Source organism: Ensifer sp. Root954 (assembly GCF_001429005.1).
In the GTDB taxonomy this organism is placed as follows: domain Bacteria; phylum Pseudomonadota; class Alphaproteobacteria; order Rhizobiales; family Rhizobiaceae; genus Ensifer; species Ensifer adhaerens.
In genome coordinates this window covers 270,515-291,894 of record NZ_LMJM01000051.1, presented here as the reverse complement: position 1 = coordinate 291,894, position 21,380 = coordinate 270,515, and the positions used below count along the sequence as shown (strand labels likewise).

Annotated in this window: 20 protein-coding genes; 8 read left to right on the top strand and 12 right to left on the bottom strand. The window is 64.1% G+C overall.

The window, feature by feature from the left end; all coding sequences use genetic code 11:
* Positions 1 to 212: 212 nt before the first annotated feature.
* Positions 213 to 1,214, bottom strand: coding sequence for a sulfate ABC transporter substrate-binding protein (locus ASE71_RS30625; RefSeq protein ID WP_370689622.1), 1,002 nt, complete (start codon positions 1,212 to 1,214; stop codon positions 213 to 215).
* 195 nt (positions 1,215 to 1,409) lie between these two features.
* Here ASE71_RS30625 and ASE71_RS30620 point away from each other — a divergent pair, with 195 nt between their 5' ends.
* Positions 1,410 to 1,925: a dihydrofolate reductase family protein gene (locus ASE71_RS30620; RefSeq protein ID WP_060521813.1), complete on the top strand. Its 516-nt coding sequence runs from the start codon at positions 1,410 to 1,412 to the stop codon at positions 1,923 to 1,925.
* Between the two features lie 57 nt (positions 1,926 to 1,982).
* On the opposite strand, the gene ASE71_RS30615 is transcribed toward ASE71_RS30620, so the two are convergent.
* Entirely contained in the window at positions 1,983 to 3,041 is a 1,059-nt protein-coding gene (locus ASE71_RS30615; RefSeq protein ID WP_034799096.1) for a D-TA family PLP-dependent enzyme, read from the bottom strand.
* Between the two features lie 162 nt (positions 3,042 to 3,203).
* On the opposite strand from ASE71_RS30615, the gene ASE71_RS30610 reads away from it, so the two are divergent.
* From ASE71_RS30610 to ASE71_RS30595, 4 genes are all read left to right on the top strand, one after another.
* The gene (locus ASE71_RS30610) at positions 3,204 to 4,043 is read left to right on the top strand and encodes a transporter substrate-binding domain-containing protein (protein ID WP_060521812.1); all 840 of its coding nucleotides are present in this window, start codon (positions 3,204 to 3,206) and stop codon (positions 4,041 to 4,043) included.
* 66 nt (positions 4,044 to 4,109) lie between these two features.
* Positions 4,110 to 4,772: an amino acid ABC transporter permease gene (locus tag ASE71_RS30605; RefSeq protein WP_060521811.1), complete on the top strand. Its 663-nt coding sequence runs from the start codon at positions 4,110 to 4,112 to the stop codon at positions 4,770 to 4,772.
* Between the two features lie 5 nt (positions 4,773 to 4,777).
* Positions 4,778 to 5,440 carry an amino acid ABC transporter permease gene (locus tag ASE71_RS30600; RefSeq protein WP_034799100.1) on the top strand — a complete coding sequence of 221 codons (663 nt, stop codon included), beginning with the start codon at positions 4,778 to 4,780 and terminating at the stop codon, positions 5,438 to 5,440.
* A gap of 13 nt (positions 5,441 to 5,453) precedes the next feature.
* A complete protein-coding gene (locus ASE71_RS30595; protein WP_034799101.1) occupies positions 5,454 to 6,224 on the top strand; it encodes an amino acid ABC transporter ATP-binding protein in 771 nt (256 codons plus the stop codon).
* A 66-nt stretch (positions 6,225 to 6,290) separates the two neighbouring features.
* Here the strand turns inward: ASE71_RS30595 and ASE71_RS30590 are convergent, their stop codons facing one another.
* From ASE71_RS30590 to ASE71_RS30565, 6 genes are all read right to left on the bottom strand, one after another.
* Positions 6,291 to 7,376, bottom strand: a complete 1,086-nt coding sequence (locus tag ASE71_RS30590; protein ID WP_060521810.1) for an ABC transporter ATP-binding protein — start codon at positions 7,374 to 7,376, stop codon at positions 6,291 to 6,293.
* Positions 7,373 to 8,308, bottom strand: a complete 936-nt coding sequence (locus tag ASE71_RS30585) for a carbohydrate kinase family protein (protein ID WP_060521809.1) — start codon at positions 8,306 to 8,308, stop codon at positions 7,373 to 7,375. Before ASE71_RS30585 ends, ASE71_RS30590 begins: the two co-directional genes overlap by 4 nt.
* A 2-nt stretch (positions 8,309 to 8,310) precedes the next feature.
* Complete coding sequence (locus ASE71_RS30580; protein ID WP_060521808.1) at positions 8,311 to 9,327, bottom strand: aminotransferase; 1,017 nt, start codon at positions 9,325 to 9,327, stop codon at positions 8,311 to 8,313.
* A 5-nt stretch (positions 9,328 to 9,332) separates the two neighbouring features.
* A complete protein-coding gene (locus tag ASE71_RS30575; protein WP_060521807.1) occupies positions 9,333 to 10,178 on the bottom strand; it encodes a carbohydrate ABC transporter permease in 846 nt (281 codons plus the stop codon).
* Positions 10,178 to 11,059, bottom strand: coding sequence for a carbohydrate ABC transporter permease (locus ASE71_RS30570; RefSeq protein WP_034799121.1), 882 nt, complete (start codon positions 11,057 to 11,059; stop codon positions 10,178 to 10,180). The genes ASE71_RS30575 and ASE71_RS30570 overlap by 1 nt, the downstream gene beginning before the upstream one ends.
* Before the next feature lie 173 nt (positions 11,060 to 11,232).
* Positions 11,233 to 12,471: an extracellular solute-binding protein gene (locus ASE71_RS30565; protein WP_060521806.1), complete on the bottom strand. Its 1,239-nt coding sequence runs from the start codon at positions 12,469 to 12,471 to the stop codon at positions 11,233 to 11,235.
* Between the two features lie 232 nt (positions 12,472 to 12,703).
* Here ASE71_RS30565 and ASE71_RS30560 point away from each other — a divergent pair, with 232 nt between their 5' ends.
* Positions 12,704 to 13,933, top strand: a complete 1,230-nt coding sequence (locus tag ASE71_RS30560; RefSeq protein ID WP_060521805.1) for an ROK family transcriptional regulator — start codon at positions 12,704 to 12,706, stop codon at positions 13,931 to 13,933.
* A gap of 17 nt (positions 13,934 to 13,950) precedes the next feature.
* Here ASE71_RS30560 and ASE71_RS30555 read toward each other — a convergent pair whose 3' ends face one another.
* Positions 13,951 to 14,871, bottom strand: a complete 921-nt coding sequence (locus ASE71_RS30555) for a LysR substrate-binding domain-containing protein (RefSeq protein WP_060521804.1) — start codon at positions 14,869 to 14,871, stop codon at positions 13,951 to 13,953.
* 121 nt (positions 14,872 to 14,992) lie between these two features.
* Between ASE71_RS30555 and ASE71_RS30550 the strand changes: the two genes are divergently transcribed.
* Together ASE71_RS30550 and ASE71_RS30545 are read left to right on the top strand one after the other, a co-directional pair.
* The gene (locus ASE71_RS30550; protein ID WP_060521803.1) at positions 14,993 to 15,862 is read left to right on the top strand and encodes a pirin family protein; all 870 of its coding nucleotides are present in this window, start codon (positions 14,993 to 14,995) and stop codon (positions 15,860 to 15,862) included.
* 165 nt (positions 15,863 to 16,027) lie between these two features.
* The gene (locus ASE71_RS30545; protein WP_034799134.1) at positions 16,028 to 16,705 is read left to right on the top strand and encodes an isochorismatase family protein; all 678 of its coding nucleotides are present in this window, start codon (positions 16,028 to 16,030) and stop codon (positions 16,703 to 16,705) included.
* 69 nt (positions 16,706 to 16,774) lie between these two features.
* On the opposite strand, the gene ASE71_RS30540 is transcribed toward ASE71_RS30545, so the two are convergent.
* The 3 genes from ASE71_RS30540 to ASE71_RS30530 all read right to left on the bottom strand — a co-directional run bounded on the left by ASE71_RS30540 (position 16,775) and on the right by ASE71_RS30530 (position 21,258).
* Positions 16,775 to 18,028: a Zn-dependent hydrolase gene (locus ASE71_RS30540; RefSeq protein WP_244495271.1), complete on the bottom strand. Its 1,254-nt coding sequence runs from the start codon at positions 18,026 to 18,028 to the stop codon at positions 16,775 to 16,777.
* Positions 18,025 to 18,555, bottom strand: coding sequence for an L-2-amino-thiazoline-4-carboxylic acid hydrolase (locus ASE71_RS30535; RefSeq protein WP_060521802.1), 531 nt, complete (start codon positions 18,553 to 18,555; stop codon positions 18,025 to 18,027). The genes ASE71_RS30540 and ASE71_RS30535 overlap by 4 nt, the downstream gene beginning before the upstream one ends.
* Positions 18,556 to 18,759: 204 nt before the next feature.
* The gene (locus tag ASE71_RS30530; protein ID WP_060521839.1) at positions 18,760 to 21,258 is read right to left on the bottom strand and encodes a spermidine synthase; all 2,499 of its coding nucleotides are present in this window, start codon (positions 21,256 to 21,258) and stop codon (positions 18,760 to 18,762) included.
* Positions 21,259 to 21,380: the final 122 nt, after the last annotated feature.

Genomic DNA, 21,380 nt, shown 5'->3' with positions numbered 1-21,380 from the left:
GCTCAGCGTGATCCCGAGCGACAATCCAAATCCAGGCAAAACACTCGGCTGGCGAAATCGCCAGGGTGCAGTCTTCGTCGCATCCGTCAATGGCACTACCTTTGCAGTCTTTACGCGGCACGATGAAACGCGCTTCGCTCGAGGGCTCGGCCCGGCGCGACGCGAAGCAGCGCGCGCAGCCGGGCTCGCCGGCTGCGCGCGCTGTTCAGGTTTTATTGGCCCGGCTTGTAGAGCGTGTCGAAGACACCGCCGTCGCCGAAGAATTTCGGCTGGGCTTCTTTCCAGCCGCCGAAGTCTTCGATGGTGACGAGCTTCAGTTCGCCGAACCGCTTGATATCGGCCGGGTCTGCCGCTGCCGGCTTGAACGGCCGGTAGTAGTGCTTGGCCGCGATCTTCTGGCCGGCATCGCTGTAGAGGTAGCCGAGATAGGCTTCCGCCACCTTGCGTGTACCCTTGGTGTCGACGTTGCCGTCGACGAGCGCTACGGGCGGCTCCGCCTTGATCGAGATCGACGGCGTGACGATCTCGAACTTGTCGGGGCCGAGTTCCTCGAGCGACAGGTAGGCTTCGTTTTCCCAGGCGAGCAGCACGTCGCCGAGGCCGCGCTGCACGAAGGTCGTCGTAGCGCCACGCGCGCCGGTATCGAGCACCGGCACGTGCTTGAAGAGCTCGGTCACATATTCCTGCGCCTTGGCGTCGTCACCGCCATTGGCGGAGCGGCCATAGGCCCAGGCAGCGAGGAAGTTCCAGCGCGCGCCGCCCGAGGTCTTCGGGTTTGGCGTGATCACCTGGATATCGGGCTTGACCAGATCGCCCCAGTCCTTGATGCCCTTGGGGTTGCCCTTGCGCACCAGGAACACGATCGTCGACGTGTAGGGCGCGCTGTTGTTTTCGAACTTCGTCTTCCAGTCTGCCGGGATCTTGCCGGTTTCCTTGGCGATCGCGTCGATGTCCGCTTCGAGCGCCAGCGTCACGACGTCGGCCTGCAGGCCGTCGATGACCGAGCGGGCCTGCTTGCCCGAACCGCCGTGCGACGTCTGGATCGTCACGGTCTCACCGGTGTCCGCCTTCCACTTCTCGGCAAAGGCAGCATTGAAGTCCTTGTAGAGTTCTCGTGTCGGATCATAAGACACGTTCAGGATCGTCGTGTCGGCAAACGCAACACTTGCAGCTCCCAGCTGCAGGCCTCCGAGCACGATTGCCAGTCCCACCATTCCGGTAATTCGTCCAAAGACCATTTCGACCTCCATTGGTTACCAGATAAAACTATCAATTTTGTCGACTGCTACAACGTAAACCGATGACGCCAGAAGCAGCTATGGGGAAATGTCCTATCGTTTTGTCGGGCTTTTCGGGAACGGTTTGCCTGCAACCGCCTCCGCGACCGCGCCAAACCAACGACAGAATACATGGAGAGCGCGAAGCGGCTGTCCAGAAAAAATGCGCGGCGGCGGAAATATTTGGCGCGCATCTGCGAGGAGGCGACGACGGCCGTGCTCGGCCGGCTGAACGCCGAAGGCTTCCTCGGTTACTGGTCGGCGGCTGCCGGGGACGAAGCGGCCGACTCTCGCGACCGCGGCTATGCGGACAGGCTGGTCGGGGCGGAAAAGGTGGTGTTTTCGAGGATGCTGACCGAAGCTCCCTGGGAGCGCACGCGGATCGCGAATGGATCGGTGATGGACGTCGTTTCAGACCTCAAGGCGTCCGGCGAAGGTGACATTCTCGTCAACAGCAGCGCCAGCCTCATCAAGTCGCTCCTTTCGGCCGACATGATCGACAGGCCCTATCTGCTGATCTGCCTGGAGATTGCAGGAGGTGGCGCGCGGCTCTTCGAGGACGGCCTGCCGGGCACGACGTGGCGCGTTGCGCACCAGGAGACGGGTGAGCGGGGCAAGATCGCGCTCGTTTATGACCGGGTCCGCTGAGCGCGGAGCGTCAAGAGTGGCGGCGCGGCAAACGCGCCGCTCAACTATGGCGACCGGCTAAAGCACGTGGCCGCGCGCCACTACCGGCCAGATATCCTTCAGCCTGTCGCCTTCGACGATATGGACGGCGTCGAACATGTTGGTCACGACGCAGGCGTGGTTCGGCACGATCCTCAGCTGCTCGCCGACCTTGAGCCCGATTGGCCCGTCGGTGACGAGGCGGCCGTGTTCCTCAGAGAGCTGGTCGATGCGGATGTCGTCGCGGCCGAGCACGTGGCCGTAGCCGGTGAGGCCGAGTAGATCCGAGGTCAGCACCTTGCTGCCGGCATCGATGATGGCGCGGTTCTCGGAGGGGACCGAGACGACGGTCGCAAGCACCGTCAGCGCGCACTCGTCCCAGCCGGCGACGCCGCGCGAAACCAGCGAGCGGTCGTTGTAGATATAGGTTCCGGGGCGGTATTCGCTGGCAACAGGCGCGCCGTCGGCATGCATCATGCTCGGCGTGCCGCCTGAGGTGATGGCGGGGACAGTGATGCCGTCGGCCTCGATCAACTGCTTCGCCTCGCTCATGAAGGCCTGGACCTTCGCCTGGCCGTTGACGGGCGGATAGGTCATCAGGCCGCCGAACACGAGCCCCTTTGCCTCTTCGATCCGGCGGGCGAGCTTGGCGGCCTCTGCCGGGGAGCCGACACCGCAGCGATCGGCGCCGGTGTTGCATTCGACAAGCACGTGCAGCGGCTTGTCCTTGTCGGCGAAATAGCCGGCGAGCCCGTCGATGACCGTTTCGCTGTCGGCGACGACCGAGAGCGAAACGCGGTCATTGAGCCGCTCCAGCCGCGCCATCTTGGCGTCGCCGAGAATGTTGTAGGTGATCAGCACGTCCTTGATCCGGTCGCTGCCCGCAACCATTGCCTCCGCCTCGGTGACCTTCTGGCAGGTGATGCCGATGGCGCCGGCTTGAAGTTGAAGCTCGGCCATCTGCGGCAGCTTGTGCGTCTTGATGTGGGGGCGCACGCGAATGCCGTGCTCATCCGCATAGGCCTGAAAGCGCTCGATGTTGCGCTTGGCAATTTCAAGATCGACGAGAACGGCCGGGGTTTCGATCGGCAGGGGCATCGCGACTCAACTCCTCTTGGGCGGCGCAGGATCGGGGCGAAACTACCTCAACTGCCCTTGACAAGATATGACCGCGGGCCTTTGATACGTCAATCCATTATTCAAGATTATGATGCATAGTAATAGAATAATGGTGGGGAGGCTAAAAAAGGGAGGAATGAAATGAGCAAGACCGTTTTTGCAGCGGCTGCCGTCGCAGTCATGGCTATGGCCGGCTCGGCCTTGGCCCAGGAGCCGGCGAGCAAGCTGGACGAAGTTATCGCCCGCGGCCATCTGGTCATGGGCACCGGCAGCACCAATGCGCCGTGGCATTTCAAAAGCGCCGACGACAAGCTGCAGGGCTTCGATGTCGACATGGGGCGCATCATCGCCAAGGCCCTCTTCGGCGATCCGGAGAAGATCGAGTTCGTCAACCAGTCGTCCGACGCCCGCATTCCGAACATCACCACCAACAAGGTGGACATCACCTGCCAGTTCATGACGGTGACCGGTGAGCGCGCGCAGCAGATCGCCTTCACCATTCCCTACTATCGCGAGGGCGTGGGCCTGATGCTGAAGGCCGACGGCAAATATGCCGATTACGCTGCGCTCAAGGCCGGCGGCTCGTCCGTCACCGTATCCGTCCTGCAGAACGTCTATGCCGAGGCCATGGTGCATGCCGCCTTGCCGGAAGCGACGGTCGACCAGTACGAGTCCGTCGACCTTATCTATCAGGCGCTGGAATCCGGTCGTGCCGACACGGTCGCCACCGACCAGTCGTCGCTCGCCTGGTACATGACGCAGAACCCCAACCGCTATAAGGATGCCGGCTACGGCTGGAACCCGCAGACCTATGCCTGCGGCGTCAAGCGCGGCGACCAGGACTGGTTGAACTTCGTCAACACAGCACTGCACGAGGCGATGACCGGCGTCGAGTTCGATTTCTATGCGAAGTCGTTCAAGACCTGGTTCGGCAAGGACCTTGCTCCGCCGCAGATCGGATTCCCGGTCGAGTACAAGTAAGCCTCTCCGGGGCGATCCCGCCGCCTGCGGGGTCGTCCTGCGTCCTTCGGCATGGGTGGCTGAAACATGGGCTATACTCTGAATTTTGCCGCCGTCTGGCGCTCTTTCGATCTTCTGCTCGAAGGGCTGGCGCTCAGTCTCGGCCTCGCATTCGCGGCAATCCTTGCGGGTTGCCTGATCGGTCTCGTCACCGCTTTCGGGCTGGTGTCGAAAAACCTGTTCCTGCGCAAGCCGGCCGGCCTCTATGTGACCGTCATCCGCAACACGCCGATCCTGGTGCTGGTGCTGTTCAGTTACTTCGCCTTGCCGCAGCTCGGCGTCAGGCTCGGCAAGATCGAGAGCTTCGTGCTGACGCTGGCGATCTATTCCGGCGCCTATCTAGCCGAAGTCTTCCGCGGTGGGCTGCTTTCAGTTCCGCCGGGGCAGCGCGAGGCGGGGCTGGCGATCGGGCTCACGGAAATGCAGATACGCACCTCGATCATCCTTCCCTTGATGCTGCGCAACGTCCTGCCATCCTTGAGCAGCACGATGATCTCGCTGTTCAAGGACACTTCGCTTGCAGCCGCGATCGCAGTACCCGAACTGACCTTCGAGGCGCGCAAGATCAATGTCGAGACCTTTCGGGTGATCGAAACCTGGATCGTTGCGAGCTGCCTCTATGTCGCCACCTGCTCGGTATTGGCCGCCTTGATGCGCGCGGTCGAGCGCCGTCTCTCCGTGCCGAGGTGATCGCCATGGATTTTCCAGCATTTCTCGACCAGCTCTGGCTCGCCCGCATTCCCTTGCTGAAGGGGCTTGGTGTCTCGATCTCGATCTCCTTCCTGTCGATCGTCGTCGGAACGGTGCTCGGCGTCTTCGTCGGCCTGGCGCTCACCTATGGCTATCGCCCGGTGCAATGGGTCGTGCGCGGCTATACGGATTTCATCCGTGGCACGCCGGTGCTGGTGCTCGTTCTGGCGAGCTACTATGTGCTTAGCACCGTCGGTATCGATCTCGGGCCCTTCCAGGCCGGCATCCTGGCGCTCTCGGTCTTCTGCAGTTCGCATGTCGGCGAGCTCGTCCGCGGCGCCCTGCAGGCGATCCCGAAGGGGCAGACGGAGGCGGCGAAAGCAATCGGCCTGACATTCTCGCAGACCTTCGTCTACGTGCTCGGGCCGCAGGCGTTGCGGCAGGCGCTGCCGGCCTGGGTCAATACGGCGGCCGAGATGGTCAAGGCCTCGACGCTTCTGTCGATCATCGGCGTCGCCGAGCTTCTGCTTCGCACCCAGGAGCAGATCTCCCGCAGCTTCATGAGCCTGGAGTTCTATTTCTTCGCCGGCTTCCTCTATTTCGTCATCAACTACAGCATCGAGCGTTTCGGCCGTTACGTCGAACGCAAGACCGCTGTCCCATCCTGAGGCTTCGGCTCCGATGACCCAGACACTGCTTGAAATCCGTGACCTCCACAAACGCTACGGCGCCGTCGAAGTGCTGAAGGGCGTCGACTGCACCATGGCACAAGGGGAGGTCATCTCCATCATCGGCTCCAGCGGCTCGGGCAAGACGACGATGCTGCGCTGTATCAACATGCTGGAGGAGTTCCAGGGCGGCTCGATCCGCATCGACGGCCAGGAGATCGGCTACGAGACCGTGGGCGGCCAACGCCGCCGCAAGAAGGAAAAGGAAATCGCCCGCCAGCGGGCGATGACCGGCATGGCCTTCCAGCAGTTCAACCTCTTCCCGCATATGACCGCGGCCAGAAACATCATGCTCGGCCTGATGAAGGTCCGCGGTATGGGACGCGATGAGGCGCGGGCGGTTGCCGAGAAATGGCTGGACCGTGTCGGGCTGCTCTCACGCATGGATCACTATCCCGGCCAGCTCTCCGGCGGCCAGCAGCAGCGCGTGGCGATCGCCCGGGCGATCGCAATGAACCCGAAGCTGATGCTGTTCGATGAAGTGACCTCGGCGCTCGATCCGGAACTCGTCAACGAGGTGCTGCAGGTGATCAAGGGGCTTGCCGAAGACGGCATGAGCATGCTGCTCGTCACCCACGAAATGCGCTTTGCCTATGAGGTCTCGACGCGCGTGATCTTCATGAACCAGGGCCGCATCGGCGAAGAGGGCAACCCGAAGCAAATGTTCGTGAAGCCGCAGACCGAGCGCCTGGCGGAGTTCCTCAAAAGCTCGTCGTTCAATTGATGTGGGGGCTATGATCGGGCCGGCCGCCGCGGCAGCGACGGTCGGCTCTTGTTCGTCGCGAAAGGCTCAGCCTTTCGCCAGCGACCGGCCGCTTTGCGGATCAAAGAGATGCAGCGCATCCGCCTCGATGCTAAAGGCGCGCTCGTCACCGGCCAGAAGCGAGCTGCGCGGTGGCAGGCAGGCGGTGATGCGCTGCTCACCGATCCGTGCCGTGGTGACAAGTTCTGGGCCTGTCAGTTCGACCACTTCGACGCGCGCCTTGAATTGCGGCCCAGTCTCGTCGCTGGAGGCCAGCCGCAGCGCTTCTGGGCGGATGCCGATCTTGACGCGCTGACCATCGGAGACCACACCGCGAAAATGGGGCGGCAGGGCGATTGCCTGATCACCGCCGGCGATCGTCACCTGGCCCTGAGCAACGGTCGCATCCAAGATGTTCATCGGCGGCGAGCCGACGAAGCCGGCGACATAGAGCGTGGCGGGCCGGTCGTAGATCTCTTCCGGCGTGCCCAGTTGCTCGATCCTCCCGTCGCGCATGACGGCGATACGGGTCGCAAGCGTCATCGCCTCGATCTGGTCGTGGGTGACGTAGACGACAGTCGTCTTCAGCATCTGGTGCAGGCGCTTGAGCTCGGTGCGCATTTCCATGCGCAGCTTGGCGTCGAGGTTGGAGAGCGGCTCGTCGAAGAGGAAGACCTGCGGATTGCGTACCAGTGCGCGGCCGATCGCGACGCGCTGGCGCTGGCCGCCGGAGAGCTGGCTTGGCTTGCGCTCGAGCAGGTTTTCGATCTGCAGCAGTTTTGCGGTTTCTTTTACCGCCTTCTCGCGTTCGGCGACCGGAACCTTGCGCATCTCCAGGCCGAAGCCGATGTTCCGCGCGACGCTCATGTTCGGGTAGAGCGCATAGGACTGGAACACCATGGCGATGTCGCGATCCTTCGGATGCGCGCCCAGAATTGAGCGCTCGCCGATGCGGATGTCGCCGCCGCTTGGCTCCGCCAGTCCGGCGATGATGTTGAGAAGCGTGGACTTGCCGCAGCCGGATGAGCCGAGAAGGACCAGGAACTCGCCGCTTTCGAGCGCGATGTCGATGCCCTTCAGCGTCTCGACTTCGCCATAGCGCTTGTGAATGTTCTCAATCGCAAGTGCGCTCATGCGCCGGTCTCCTGAAGGTAGGACGAAAGCGGTTGGCCGTAGCTGCGCGGCAGGGTGGAGATCGCCTCGGAAGCGATGGCGACGCCGGTGCGCAGACAGGCTTCGAGCGGCATTTCGGCGGCAAGTGCCGCGAGGAAGCCTGCATTGAAGACGTCGCCGGCGCCGATCGTATCGACCACGGTGACGACGGGTGCTGGCGACGATGAAAGGCGGCCTTCCGCGTCAAGGGCGATCGCGCCGTGTGGTCCGCGCTTGACGACGACGATCGCGCCTTCGGGCATATGTTTTCGGAGTTCGCGTGCCGCCTCGGCCGGGTCCGTGACACCTGTCAGCGTCGTCGTTTCGACCTCGTTGAACAGCGCGAGCCGGCAGCGCTTCATCCAGCCGATGGTCGCGGCGCAGTTCGCCTCCGTCCAGCCGTCGAGCGGCCAGCCAGTGTCGAGTGCCACCGCAATGTCGTGCGCATCGGCCCAGTCGAAGAAACGATCGTATTCGGCCGTCAATGCGTCCGTCAGGAACGAGCCGGTCAGAAGCGCGTAGCCGCCGCGCAGCTTCTCGCCGTCGAGCATCGCCCGGACTTCCTCGAAGGTGAGGAGCGGCAGGTGTCCGCGCGTGGTGAAGAAGGTGCGCTCGCCGTCCGGATGGGTGATGCCGACCGAGAGCGTGGTGCCGACGCTTTCGACCGGCCAGGACACGGACCGCTCGGGAAAGGCCTGCCTCAGCCAGGTGCCGAACTGGTCGTTGCCGACATTGGCCGCGATTGCGTAGTCGACGCCGAGCGAATCCCAGGTGAGCGCGCTGTTGCCGGCGCAGCCGCCGACGCGCAACTCGTCATGGTCGACGATGATTTCGGTTCCAGCTTTCGGCCAGGGGGCCGCCGGCCCGAGGATGAGGTCGACATTGGCGTTGCCGACCACGGCGAGAGGACGCATCGTTATTCGCTCCGGGTAATCTTGGTCGAGCGCACGGGGGTGCCGGCATTTTCGACGCGGGCCGCCGCAAAGGCGATCATGAAGGACTGGGCGACTGGCAGCATGGCAAAGATTGCCGCGAGGCCAGTGGCCGGCGCAAAGGGAATGGTGGTGACGCCATCGATCGCCGCCTCACCGGCAGCGTCGAAGACGATGACCGGGGAACCGGCTTCGGCGGCCGAGATTGCCATAGCGCGAACGAGCCCGGCGGTTGCATCCGCTCCACGGAAGAGAACGACGCCAACCGAAGGGCCGAGCATTTCCATAGGCCCATGCCGGAGCTGACCGCCTTCGAGCGAGAAACAGGGCAGGCGCGAGAGTTCGGTCAAGCCGAGACCGATCGCCTCTGCGAGGCCCTGCAGGCGACGGCCTGAGGTGACGACGGAGCGGACGTTGCTCAGGGCCGCAAGTGCTGCGGACGTATCCGGCGATTGCGGGTTTTCCAACGCGGAAAGCGCTTCGCCGGTGTCATCGCCGAGGGCTGCGAGGACGGAGAGGTGCAGGGCGAAGCTGATTGTCAGGCTGCGGGTGGCAGCAAAGGCCTTTTCGGTGCCGCCGACGCCGACCAGCGAAGGCGCGTTGCTGGCGAGGAAGGAGCCACCTTCCAGCGTCAATCCGAACGTGTGCGGCGTTCCGCCATCGGTCTCGGCGAACCAGCGCAGCACTTCGGCGCTTTCGCCGGACTGCGAAGTGATGAGGATCGTCTTGTCCTCGATCGACAGCGGCTGGCCGAGCTGCTCTGAAAGCGGCAGGGCGACGGCGTCGATGCCATGAGCGCGGTAGAGCGGTTCGACAGCGCGGCCGACCGCATGCGAGCCGCCCATGCCGAGCAGCAAGAGTTTGCCGGTCGCTTTCAGCGAGCGGGCAATCTCTGCGGCGCGCGGCGCTGCGCCGCGGACGGAGGCGACCGCATCGGCGGCCTGGCGCGCCATTTCACGATCGATTGCGGCGAGCCCTGCGGGGCGTTCCGAAGTGGTCATGGCCGTCATCCCTTCACACCGCCGCTGGTAAGCCCGGAGATCAGGGCACGTTGCATGACGAGGCCGATCAGTACCGGGGGCAGGGCGGCCAGCACCCCGGCTGTGGCGATCAGCCCGTAATCGGAGACACGGCCGCCGGCGAGATCGGAAATGGCAACCGTAAGCGTCTTGGCGCGCAGGTCCGACGTGAAGAGCAGCGCGTAGAAGAATTCATCCCAGGCAAGCAGGAAGGCAAAGAGTGCCGATGTCGCCATGACGGGTGCTGCGAGCGGCAGGGTGATGAGCCTCAGGATCTGGTCGAGGCGGGCGCCGTCGATCATCGCGGCACTCTCGATCTCCTTGGGGATGGAATCAAAGCCGGATTTCAGCAGCCAGGTGGTGAAGGGCGCCAGAATGGTGAGGTAGACAAGGGCCAGGCCGAACACAGAATTCAGAAGCCCGAGATAGGCAAGCCCCATGTAGAGCGGCACTGCGAGCGCCACCGGCGGCAGCATGTAGGTGGCGATCACCGCATAGAGCGACCAGGAGACATTTGACGTGCGCGACACCGCCCAGGCGGCCGGAATGGCGACCGCGATCGCTGCCAGCGTCGCCATGCCGGCGACCTTCAGGCTGTTGAACAGCGAAGCGGTAAAGGCCGCACCCGCGCTGTTCTGGATCGTCGACAGAAGCAGCCGGTAGCGCGAGAGGTCGATTTCCTCCGGCCACCAGTTGAGCGGCTTCGCCGAGAGGTCGGCGGCCGACGAGATGCTCATGACGAAGAGCCAGAGGATGGGGGCGAGAATGATTGCCGCCAAGAGCAGCGCTGCCGCATAGACGAAAACGGTAAAGAGTGGGCTTTGGCGTTCCATCACGAGGCTCCCGCGGCTTTGCGCACCATGGCCGCGTAGGCAACGGCGAGCACGGTTACGAGCAGGGTGACGATCAGCGCCAGCGACGCGCCGGATCCCGCCCGCTGGAAGGAGAAGGCTTCCTGATAGACCAGGATCGACAGGGTGCGGGTGCTGTTGGCCGGACCACCGCGCGTCATCACCCAGATGAGGTCGAAGACCTTGAACGCCTCGATGGTGCGCAGCACCAGCGCAACCAGCAGCGGGCCTGCGAGATAGGGCATGATCACGTAGCGGAAACGGTTGAAGGGGCCCGCGCCATCGACGAGCGAGGCGGCGGTGATATCTCGCGGCACGGCCTGGAGGGCGGCAAGCGCGATCAGCGCGACCAGCGGAAAGTTCTTCCAGCAATCGGCGACGATCAATGCCGCCAGCGCCGAGCCGGGTTCGCCGAGCCAGGAGCGGTAGCTGTCGATCACTCCGAACTGCAACAGGGCGGCGTTGAGCGCGCCGTATTCCGGGTTGTAGATCAGCCGCCACAGCGTGGCATTGACCACGGTCGGCAGCGCCCAGGGCAGGATCATCAGGGCTCTGAGCGCCGTGCGGCCGCGGAATTGCTGGTTGAGCAGTAGGGCTGCGAGCACGCCCAGCACCATTTCCGCGGTAACGGAGACGACCGCGAACCAGGTCGTCGTGATGAACGCACGCTGGAAATTCGAGCCGCCAAGCATCTTGGCATAATTGTCGAAGCCGACGAACGTGCCTTCGGTGCCGACGAGCTTGGCGTCGGTGAAGGAAAGCCTGATCGTGTCGATCAACGGCCAGCCGATGACGGCGATCATCACCGCCAGCAGTGGCAGCATGAGCAGCCATGCGCGCGTTGTTATCCAGGTGCCGGACATAGGATGGAAACCTTCTCGGGCCTAGGGAGCCCCGTCATGCTATCGTATATTGCCCCGGAGCGTAATCGACCCAAGCGAATGATGCGCCAAATCAAAGTGTTAAAGCGTTGCGGCGGCGCCGCCAATTCCCGCGGTCCCCGGGCGGTTTCCCGCCCGGGGCTTGGGAGGGCGGCTCAAAGGCCGCTGTTTTCGGCCGCCGTCTTCAGGGCGTCTTCGGCCGAGGCCTGGCCGAGAAGCGCTTCCTGGATCGCCTGTTGAAGGGCGGTCGAAAGTTCCTGGTACTTGGGGGTCGTCGGGCGCGGATACATGGCAGCGAGGCCAAGCTTGGCAGCACCGATCAGCTCTTCCTGGCCCTTGGTGACGCTGGCGTCCTCATAGGAGGAGGCCCAGATCGGCAGGCTGAGCTTGGCGTAGGCGTTCTGCGTCTGCTGCGAGGTCATGTAGACGATGTACTTCCAGGCATCGTCCGGGTTCTTGCTGGTCGAGGTGACGCCGAGGCCCATCGAGCCGTTGACGGCCGAGACTTCGCTCTTGCCGGCCACGCCCGGTGCCGGCACGACGCCGACCTTGCCCGCGACCTTGCTTTCCTTCGGATCGTTGGCGAGGTTGTACATGTAGGTCCAGTTGAGAGCGAAGGCGGCTTCGCCGTTCTGGAACACCTTGCGCACGTCCTCCTCCAGGAATTCCTTGGAGTTCGGGTTGGTCAGGCCCGAGGTGTAGCTCGTCACCATGTAGTTGAGCGCGTCGAGACCGCCGCCAGAGGTGAAGGCCGGCTTGCCGCCATCGATGAACTTGCCGCCATAGGCGCTGACAAGCGTGGTGTAGTCGCAGATCGCGGCTTCGGCCTGCGACCAGCTCCAGGCGATCGGGGTTGCGAGCAGACCCTTGTCCTTGATGACCTTGGCCTGTTCGGCAAGCTCGTCCCAGGTCTTCGGCGGTGCCTTGATGCCGGCCTTCTCCAGGATTTCCTTGTTGTAGAACAGGTACTTGGTGTCGAGGATCCAGGGCATGCCGTAGCGCTTGCCGTCATATTCGACCGTCGTCCAGGCGCCGGGCAGCACGCCGGACTTCATCTCGTCGGTGATGCGGTCGGTGACGTCGACGAGCACCTTGTTGGCGGCATATTCGGCCGGCCAGATCACGTCGAAGAGCACGACGTCGTAGCCGCCGCCGGAGCCCTGTGCCAGCACGGTCTTGTCGTGCAGGCCTTCATAGGGAACGAATTCGAGATTGACCTTCACATCCGGGTTGGCCTTGGTGAAGGCCTCGGTCATGGCGCGTACATCCGCCTCGCTATAGGCGGCCTGCGCCATGAACAGTGCGTTGAGCGTCGTTTCAGCATGCGCGTGGCCAGCGAATGAGACGCCGGCAAGGGTCGCGCAAAGCAGCGTCGTTCTTATGGATTTCAACATTCCTACCTCCCAATGACATAAGCGTTTCAGATTTCCCGGCATGCCTTATGCGGCACGCCGCATGCGAGAAGTCCGCTCTTCACAAAGCGGCTGTCGACATAACAATTGGAGCGCTCGCGGTCGGTCCTGCCGCCGCTGTCGTTCCCCCGAAGCTCTTTTCGGCTTCTATTAAGTCAATTGTCTTGACTTATTTTTTGTTCAATATTCTAACAGTGTCAAGAGGGGTTTTTGGATGAACGATATGCGCCTGATCCGGGCGAAGAGCGGCACCAATCAGGAGGGGACGAGCGCGCATAACCGCCGCGTCATGATCGACGCGTTGCGACTGAACGGCCAATTGTCCCGCGCGGAACTTGCCCGCGCGACGGCGCTGACGAAGCAGACCGTTTCCAACATCATCGAAGATCTGGAGCGCGACGGGCTGGTCGAGTCACTGCAAGCAGTGCGTAATGGCCGCGGGCAGCCTTCGACGCCCTACCGGCTGGTGCCGGAAGGCGCGTTCGCAATCGGGCTGCAGATCGACCGGCACGTGACGCGTACGATCGCGGTCGATCTCGTCGGCCGGGTGCTCGCCCGCGGCGAGGCCAACCTGCCGGCCGGCGGGCCGGCGACCGGGGTCAGGACCATCCTGGAGCTGATCGAAAAGACCCGCCGTGACCTGACGGCGCTTGCGCCGCATTCGGAGGATCGCCTGGTCGGGCTTGGCGCTGCCATGCCGGGTCCCTTCGGCGTGGAGGCCGATGCCGACGACCCCTGGATGATGGCCGCCTGGCAGAACTTTCCGTTGCTCGAAACGCTTGCGGCGGGCACCGGGCTCGATGTCGGCCTGCAGAACGACGCCGCTGCAGCCGCCACCGCCGAGCGTATGGTCGGGGCGGCGCATGGCGTCGATCATGCGATCTGCATTTACTTCGGCTATGGCCTCGGCGCAGGCCTGATCCTCAACGGCGAACTCTATCGCGGCGCGAACGGCAATGCCGGCGAGATCGGCATGATCCTCAGCTTGCCGCGCGGGGCCAGTTCCGACGAGCGCATGCCGCTCGAACACCGCGCCTCGATCGCTTCGCTGTGCAAGCTTCTGGACCTCGACCCCGCCGATCCGGACCTCTATGCACGCATCGATGCTGTGGCAGAGAGCCCGGACCAAAGGCTGCTGCGGTGGATCGATGCCGCTGCCTTTGAAATGCGCGCGGCTGTTCAGGCGCTGGAAACGATCTTCGACCCGCAGACGGTGATCCTCTGCGGTGGCCTTCCGCCGGGCCTTGCGCGCCTGTTGACCGACGCGATGATGCCGCTGCTTCCGTCGATAGCCGACCGGCGAGACCGTACACTTCCTCGGCTGCAGGTCGGCTTCACCGATCCTTGGGCGGTGGCGATCGGCGCTGCCGCCGAGCCGATCAGCCGGACCTTCGATCCGCGCTTTTCCGCGATCCTCAAGACCCGGGCTGGCGCCGCCATCTGACCGCCGGCTTTAGACGATCAGGTCCGGGGTTCGTCCAGACGGGCGAGTTCCGCAAACTCGGTGCCGAGAAAATCGAGCAGGGCGCGGACGGAGGGAAGCAGGCCGCGCCGCGACGGGAAGGCAGCATGAATGATGCCGGCCTTCGGCGCCCAATCGGGCAGCACGTCGACAAGCGTGCCGTCTTTCAGGTCCTGCCGCACGACCATGGTCGGCAGCTGGCAGATGCCGACGCCGTTGAGCGCGGCCAGCCGCAGGGCCACCATGTCTTCGGTTACGAGGCGTGGCCGATGTCGGACGATCGCGGTCGCGCCGTTGGGACCGTCGAGCCGCCAGTCGTGGCTTTGGCGGTCGGGGTTCCAGGCAAGGCTCGGCAGGCCGCCGAGATCCGCCGGTGCCGGCGGGTTGCTCAAACCGGCAAGCAGCCTGGGGCTGGCGACCAGCCTTTGTTTGCTCTCGGCGAACCGCTTGACGACGAGATCGCTTTCCTCGAGCGGCGGGAAGCGCACGCGGATGGCGACATCGATGCCTTCACGCAGAACGTCGACGCGGCGATTGGTGCTTTCGAGCACCACCTCGACCTTCGGGCATTCGGCCATGAAGCGCGCGATCATCTCGCCCACCTGGAAATAGACGACCGACGACGGGCAGCTGACATGAACCACGCCCTGCGGTTCGGAACGGGTGCGGTCGATCATTTCCTGCGCCGCCTCGGCCTCCACCAGCATGGCGACGCAGTGGCGGTAATATTCCCGTCCGATCTCGGTGATGACGAAGTGGCGCGTCGAGCGCTGCACCAGCCGCACCCCGAGGCGCTCTTCGAGAAGGCCGATGCGACGGCTCAGGCGCGAGCGCGGCATGATCAGTTTCCGGGCCGCGGCAGCAAAGCCGTTCTGTTCGACGACGTCGACGAACAGCTTGAGATCGTTCAAATCCTGCATGGGCGTTTGTCCTGTTTTCAGGACACTGTAGACCGATAGGGCTGTCTAGCGCCAGATTTGGTGCAGGCATATCTTCCCTCCAACGCTCTCGCTGACATGGCGAGACCAAGGAGAAACAGCCATGAGAAAGATACTCGGCATCTTCGGGAATGCGCATCCGCATTGGGTTGGCGATGGCTTCCCGGTCCGTTCGCTGCTGGCGCGTGACCGCGCCGGCGATCATGTGAGCCCGTTCCTTCTGCTCGACTATGCTGGGCCGATGAATTTTGCCCCTGGTGTCACGCCGCGCGGCGTCGGTGTGCATCCGCACCGCGGCTTCGAGACGGTGACGATCGTCTACCAGGGCGAGGTCGACCATCGCGACTCCGCCGGCAATGGCGGCCATATCGGTCCGGGTGACGTGCAATGGATGACGGCTGCGGGTGGTATCCTGCATGAGGAGTTCCATTCGGAGCGCTTCACACGCGAAGGCGGCACGCTCGAAATGGTGCAGCTCTGGGTCAACCTGCCGGCCGCCCACAAGAGTGTCGATCCCGGCTACCAGACGCTGCTCGACCGCGACATTCCGACGGTCAGCCTGCCGGATGGTGCGGGATCGCTCAGGGTGATCGCCGGAAGCTACGCCGGAACGCAAGGGCCGGCGCGCACCTTCACGCCCGTCAACCTCTGGGACCTGCGCCTGAAGCAGCGAGGCTCGCTCAGCCTCGATCTGCCCGAGGGCCATTCGCTCGGACTGGCGGTCCTGCGCGGTAATGTGCTCGTCAACGGTAGCGATCTTGTCGGAGAGGCGCAATTCGTTCTCTTCGGCCGCGACGGTGGCGGCATTACGCTGGACGCCAATTCGGATGCGACGGCGCTCATCTTGACCGGCGAGCCGATCGACGAACCGGTCGCCATGTACGGCCCCTTCGTCATGAACACCGAACAGGAAATCAGGCAGGCGATGACGGACTTCCAGTCCGGTCGATTCGGCAAGATCGCGAGCGTTTAGCCGCGCGAGACCGCATCGCGAACACGGAATGAACCACGACTGAACAGGAGACCGGGCGGTACCGCCCCTCAATCCCAACGCCGAAGCGCATGCGCTTCGGGGAACCCGAACGCATGCCTGCTTCCCGAATGCAGCCATGCAATCAAGCCAGCAAGGAGCAAGACCATGACACCTGCAAACTTCAACGGACAGCGCCCGGTTATCGATCCCGATGATGCGGTGATGCTTTTGATCGACCACCAGAGCGGCCTGTTCCAGACCGTCAACGACATGCCGATGCCGAAGCTTCGGGCCCATGCGGCAGCGCTTGCCAGCATGGCGACGCTGACGAAAATGCCGGTCATCACCACGGCCTCCGTGCCGCAGGGCCCGAACGGCCCGTTGATCCCGGAAATCCATGCCAATGCCCCGCATGCCAAGTATGTCGCCCGCCGCGGCGAGATCAACGCCTGGGACAATCCGGACTTCGTCGCCGCCGTCAAGGAAACCGGCCGCAAGACCCTGATCATCGCCGGCACGATCACCAGCGTCTGCATGGCCTTCCCGGCGATCAGCGCCGTGCATGACGGCTACAAGGTCTTCGTGGTCGTCGACGCTTCGGGCACCTATTCGAAGATGGCTGAGGAGATCACCCTTGCCCGTGTCGTTCAGGCCGGCGTGGTGCCGATGGATACGGCAGCGGTCGCCTCCGAACTGCAGCGCACATGGCACCGCGACGACGCCCAGCAGTGGGCCGAGATCTACACCAAGATTTTCCCGGAATATCAGCTGCTGATCGAAAGCTACCTCAAGGCCCAGCAGGTCGAGAAGGATCAGGAACAGCTCGACTCGCAGCGCGGCTAAGGCCCGCGTCGGGCAAGAGAATGAAACACCCACGGCAGATATCCTGCCGTGGGTGTTTTGTCTTGATGATTAGCGGCGGTCGATTTCCAGAATGGTCTGGAACAGCACTTCTGCGCCGCGGGCGCATTCCTCGGGCGCGGTATATTCCGCCTCGTTGTGCGAGAGCCCGTCCTTGGATGGCACAAAGATCATGGCAGTCGGGGTGATTGTCGCGATATGGGCGGCATCATGCCCGGCGCCGGAGACCATGTCGGTCGCCGAATAGCCGAGCGCTTCCGTGCTGGCGCGCACGGCGTCGATGATTACGGGATCGAAAACGACAGGCGCCTTCGACCAGATGTGGTTCAAGGCGACACCTGGCCCAGTCTTGCGGACAGCCTCTTCAAGGGCCGCTTGCATCTGATTGAGCCCCGTCTCGGAAGGATGGCGCATGTCGATCTGGAGCCGAACGGAACCGGGCACGACATTGCGCGAATTCGGCCCCACCTCGACGAAGCCGACGGTGCCCACACCCGGCGGGTTTTGACGGGCGATGTCGCGGACGGCAAGGACGATCTCGGCCGCCGCAACAAGTGCATCGTCGCGCTGCGCCATCGGCGTGCTGCCCGCATGCGCCTCCGTGCCCGTGATAGTGACATCGAACCAGCGCAGCCCTTGGATGCCCGTGACGACACCGACCTCGGTCGCCGACGCTTCGAGCAGCGGCCCCTGCTCGATATGGAGCTCGACATAGGCGGCAAAGGAAGCTGGATCGATCTTGGCCTCGCCGCGATAGCCGATCGCATCGAGCGCCGCACCGACCGTGATACCTTCGCGGTCGGTGCGCGCCTGGGCGTCATCGAGCGCCAGCGCGCCGGCAAAGACGCCGGAGCCCAGCATTGCCGGCGAGAAGCGGGAGCCTTCCTCGTTCGTCCAGTTGACGACCACGAGCGGATGGCGAAGCCGGGTGGCGCCTTCCTTGAGGGTGCGCAGGATTTCGACACCGGCGAGCACGCCGAGGATGCCGTCGAAGCGGCCGCCCTGCGGCTGGGTATCGAGATGGCTGCCGACGGCGATCGCCGGCAGCGACATGTCCTCGCCGGCATAGGTCGCAAAGATGTTGCCGATGGGGTCAATCTCGACCGTGCAGCCGAGCGCGCGGCATTCCGCGACATACCAGTCGCGGACTTCACGATCCTCCTCGGTCAATGTCAGCCGCGTGACCCCGCCCTTGTCCGCAGCACCGAAGCGCGCGGTCGAGACGATGTCGGCCCACAGCCGGTCGCCGCTTGTCGCCGGCGTGTTGATGCGGCTGGTTTCGCTGCGCATGGCTTCGGCGCTCATTTCTGCTGCTCCGGCGCGTCCTTGTTGAGCCGATAGCGGAAATCGCAATGGGAGGCGCCCTGCATTACAGTCTGGGTGCGCTCCAGCGTGATGCGCGGGTCGTAGCCGGTGCAGAAGACGCCGTCGCGGTTGCAGGACAGCAGGTGTCCGATATGGCCGAGGCCCATCTCGCGATAGGTCTCGGCGTAGCGACAGCGCTTGACGTTGTAGTGGAATTCCTCGTCCGTCGCCTTGGTGACCTCGATGACCAGCGCGTCGTCCTGGGTCCAGAGATCCTGAAGTTCCTGGAAGGTGCGCAGGTTGGTGCCGCCGGGTGTCTTGGCGGCAAAGGTCCGGCCCGCCTCGATCGCGGCCTTGGTGATCGCCTTGTCGAGGATCGCCTGGGCGCGCTCCTCGCCGATCTCCTCGCGCATCGCCTCATAGATTGGCGCGATGATGCCGGCCTCGATGCGGCGGCGCGCGAGAATTCCGATCTCGCCATCCATCGCGACGCGCGAGTCGGCGTTTTGATTGTCCGTGTTTTCCATGCAATGCCTCCCTGTCTGCCTAAGGGCAGAAGAACAGGGGCAGTTTACTACGCTGTCGATGCTTCCGTGTTGCAAATCCGTACCGGAACGATCGAATGCTGTGCAAATATTTTGCGCCAATCTCCGACCGCGCAGGAATCATTCCCGCTTTTTGGGGAATATGCATAGCCGCGTGGTGTAGCGCCCGGAATCGGCGCTGTGCCGTCAGCGCTCGCTGCTTGAAACGAACCAGCGGTAATAGGGATTGGTCGGCTCTACGCGCATCAGCAATTCCATGTCGCGCGCCCACTCGTCGCGGTAGCCGGCATAGGCATTCAGCGAGGCCTGGTAGAACAGCATCAGCCGGTTGTGGGCATCCGTCACGGATTTGTCGAACGCCGGGTCCGCGCCGAGAAGCGGAGCCTTGCTGCGGAGGGCAACCAGGGCCGGCAGCGTGCGCTGCAACTCGTCGGGGCGAACCCAGCTTGCATATTCGATCCGCGGTTGGTCGTCGGTGACCGGCAGGGCCGAACCGGCATAGCGCTCCAACCCGGTGCGATCGGACATCCAGGTCGCGAGCAGGTCGGCCGGTCCGGAAATGCCGACGTCGCGAAGCGCTGCTGCAAGCGTCGGGTCGGCGAGCCGGGCGGCAATGCGGGAAGCGTCAAGCTCCTGCGGCTCGACGGAGCCAATGAGCAGCATCTCGTGCAGTTCGGTCGACCAGAGTGTCGCATGCGGGAAACTGTCGAGGAAGCTGCGCACGAGCGCGCGGGTGTCCTCGTCGTTCTGAGTGGCGATCGGCAGCCATTGGGCGACAAGCCCGTTCGGCGCGAGGCGCTCACGCGCCAGGCGATAGAAGTCGGACGAGTAGAGGTTGACCACGCTGGCGGCCGAGGGCGGCGGCGGTTCGAGCGTGATCAGATCGTAGCGGGATTGGCTCCGCATCAGTTCGCGCCGGCCGTCGGCTACGCGCACGTCGAGACGGCTATCGCCAGCCGCATTGAAGTTGCCGGCAAAGAGCGCCGAGGCGCGGGCGACCGAGGGCAGGAGTTCGGCGGCAACGCGCCGGTCGAGGCCGGGATAGGCGAGAAGCGACCCGGCGGTGATGCCGGTACCGAGACCGATGACCAGAGCCGATTTCGGTTCGCCCTTGTGGATGACGAGCGGCAGCAGCGCCTGCAGCCGCATGTAGCGCAGCGACGGCATGGCATCGCCGGTGTTGGAAACGCCCTGGATGTAAAGGCGGCGGAAACGGCGGTCGGGCTGCCCCTGTTCGATGACGGCGACGGTGGCGCCGAGACCCTCTTCATAGGAAACGATCGTGCCATTGCCGCGCGAAAGGTTGAGCAGGCTCGCCAGCCGATCCGACGGCACGATGACGGCGATCAACACGGTGAGGGTGCCGAGAGCCGGTGCGAGTAGCCGCCGGCCCATCCAGCCGCCCTGTCCGCGACTGACGGCGACGAGCCCGATTGCTGCTGCGGCAATGGCGAGGACGGAAAAACTTCTGACGATACCGAGAGACGGGATCAGCACAAAGCCGGTCAGAAGCGTGCCGAAAATGCCGCCGAGCGTGTTCAAGGCAAGAACCCGGCCGGTGTCGCGGCCGGCGTGTTCAGGGTCGACGGCGAGCCTGAGGGCGACCGGGAAGGCGGCGCCGAGGATCAGCGTCGGGATAAAGACGATCGTCAGCGCGGCAACCAGGAAGCGCGCGCACATGCCGGCAAAGATGCTACCGGTGACGTCGGCGACGGCGGCCTCAGCGCTGGTCTGCAGCGCCGTCAGCCAGGGGCCAAGCAGCGCAAGCTCGGCCAGCGCGACCAGGCCGGCGAGCGTGATCAACAAGCCGAAGGCGCCCCAGGGGTCGGACAGGCGCTCGCTCCGGCGCGCAAAAAGGGCGGCGCCGAGGGCAAGGCCAGAAAGATAGGTGGCAAGCACCACGGAAAAGGCGAAGGAGCGGGTGGAGATGAACTGCACGATCGCCTGCGACCAGGCCACTTCATAGCCAAGGGCGATACCGCCGGCGATGGCATAGAGGACAAGCGCCAGCCGCGAACCGTTAGCGCTACGCGTTTCCCCAGGGAGTGTCCCTTGAACAGGTTCCCGGGCGATAGGCACATTCAGGGAAAGCGCGATCGCTGCGGCGACAAGGCCGAGCCCTGCTGCCGCAAGCCCTGTCGCCTGAACGCCGAGGGTGGGAATAAGGACGAAAGAGACCGCCAGGCACCCGGCGATCGCGCCGAGCGTATTGGCGGCATAGAGCCTGCCGCCCTTTGCGGCGACGCTGCCTGCTGCGGCGTTTAGCGCCCGCAGCAGGACCGGCAGGGTGCCGCCCATCAGGAAGGCTGGCGTTGCCACGATCAGGACCAGCAGGGCCCAGGCGGCCATCGGGCTGGTGCCCTCAATCGCGACGAAGACCGGCGCGATTCTGGAAAGGATGAAGGTGACGCCGGCGCCGAGCATGGCGACCCCGGTTTCAAGCAGGGCATAGAGGCGGAGCGGCTGGCGGGAACGGTCGCCGGCACGGCCAAGGACAAAACTGCCGAGCGCAAGGCCGAGGAAGAAGGCGCTGACCCCGGTGCTGACCGCATAGACATCGACGCCGGTGACCAGCGAAAGCTGCTTGATCCAGAGAACCTGAAAGACCAGGGCGGCGGTGCCGGAGAGGAAGAGCATGAAGGCGGCGATTGCCGGCCGGAAGGCCTGAATCCGTTGCCCGGTCATCGGGCCTCCAGTCGTCTCGCCAAGAGCGATCGGTCGCATGGGCGGGCTGTTCTTCGTCGTCATCGCGTCATGCCATTGTTAGGAAAGGCAAGATAGAAAAGGCGGCGCTTCAGCGCCGCCTT

Coding starts and splice junctions, on each gene's coding strand:
- ASE71_RS30625 (WP_370689622.1), bottom strand. CDS start 1,214: ATGGTGGGACTGGCAATCGTGCTCGGAGGCCTGCAGCTGGGAGCTGCA.
- ASE71_RS30620 (WP_060521813.1), top strand. CDS start 1,410: ATGGAGAGCGCGAAGCGGCTGTCCAGAAAAAATGCGCGGCGGCGGAAA.
- ASE71_RS30615 (WP_034799096.1), bottom strand. CDS start 3,041: ATGCCCCTGCCGATCGAAACCCCGGCCGTTCTCGTCGATCTTGAAATT.
- ASE71_RS30610 (WP_060521812.1), top strand. CDS start 3,204: ATGAGCAAGACCGTTTTTGCAGCGGCTGCCGTCGCAGTCATGGCTATG.
- ASE71_RS30605 (WP_060521811.1), top strand. CDS start 4,110: ATGGGCTATACTCTGAATTTTGCCGCCGTCTGGCGCTCTTTCGATCTT.
- ASE71_RS30600 (WP_034799100.1), top strand. CDS start 4,778: ATGGATTTTCCAGCATTTCTCGACCAGCTCTGGCTCGCCCGCATTCCC.
- ASE71_RS30595 (WP_034799101.1), top strand. CDS start 5,454: ATGACCCAGACACTGCTTGAAATCCGTGACCTCCACAAACGCTACGGC.
- ASE71_RS30590 (WP_060521810.1), bottom strand. CDS start 7,376: ATGAGCGCACTTGCGATTGAGAACATTCACAAGCGCTATGGCGAAGTC.
- ASE71_RS30585 (WP_060521809.1), bottom strand. CDS start 8,308: ATGCGTCCTCTCGCCGTGGTCGGCAACGCCAATGTCGACCTCATCCTC.
- ASE71_RS30580 (WP_060521808.1), bottom strand. CDS start 9,327: ATGACCACTTCGGAACGCCCCGCAGGGCTCGCCGCAATCGATCGTGAA.
- ASE71_RS30575 (WP_060521807.1), bottom strand. CDS start 10,178: ATGGAACGCCAAAGCCCACTCTTTACCGTTTTCGTCTATGCGGCAGCG.
- ASE71_RS30570 (WP_034799121.1), bottom strand. CDS start 11,059: ATGTCCGGCACCTGGATAACAACGCGCGCATGGCTGCTCATGCTGCCA.
- ASE71_RS30565 (WP_060521806.1), bottom strand. CDS start 12,471: ATGTTGAAATCCATAAGAACGACGCTGCTTTGCGCGACCCTTGCCGGC.
- ASE71_RS30560 (WP_060521805.1), top strand. CDS start 12,704: ATGAACGATATGCGCCTGATCCGGGCGAAGAGCGGCACCAATCAGGAG.
- ASE71_RS30555 (WP_060521804.1), bottom strand. CDS start 14,871: ATGCAGGATTTGAACGATCTCAAGCTGTTCGTCGACGTCGTCGAACAG.
- ASE71_RS30550 (WP_060521803.1), top strand. CDS start 14,993: ATGAGAAAGATACTCGGCATCTTCGGGAATGCGCATCCGCATTGGGTT.
- ASE71_RS30545 (WP_034799134.1), top strand. CDS start 16,028: ATGACACCTGCAAACTTCAACGGACAGCGCCCGGTTATCGATCCCGAT.
- ASE71_RS30540 (WP_244495271.1), bottom strand. CDS start 18,028: ATGAGCGCCGAAGCCATGCGCAGCGAAACCAGCCGCATCAACACGCCG.
- ASE71_RS30535 (WP_060521802.1), bottom strand. CDS start 18,555: ATGGAAAACACGGACAATCAAAACGCCGACTCGCGCGTCGCGATGGAT.
- ASE71_RS30530 (WP_060521839.1), bottom strand. CDS start 21,258: ATGACCGGGCAACGGATTCAGGCCTTCCGGCCGGCAATCGCCGCCTTC.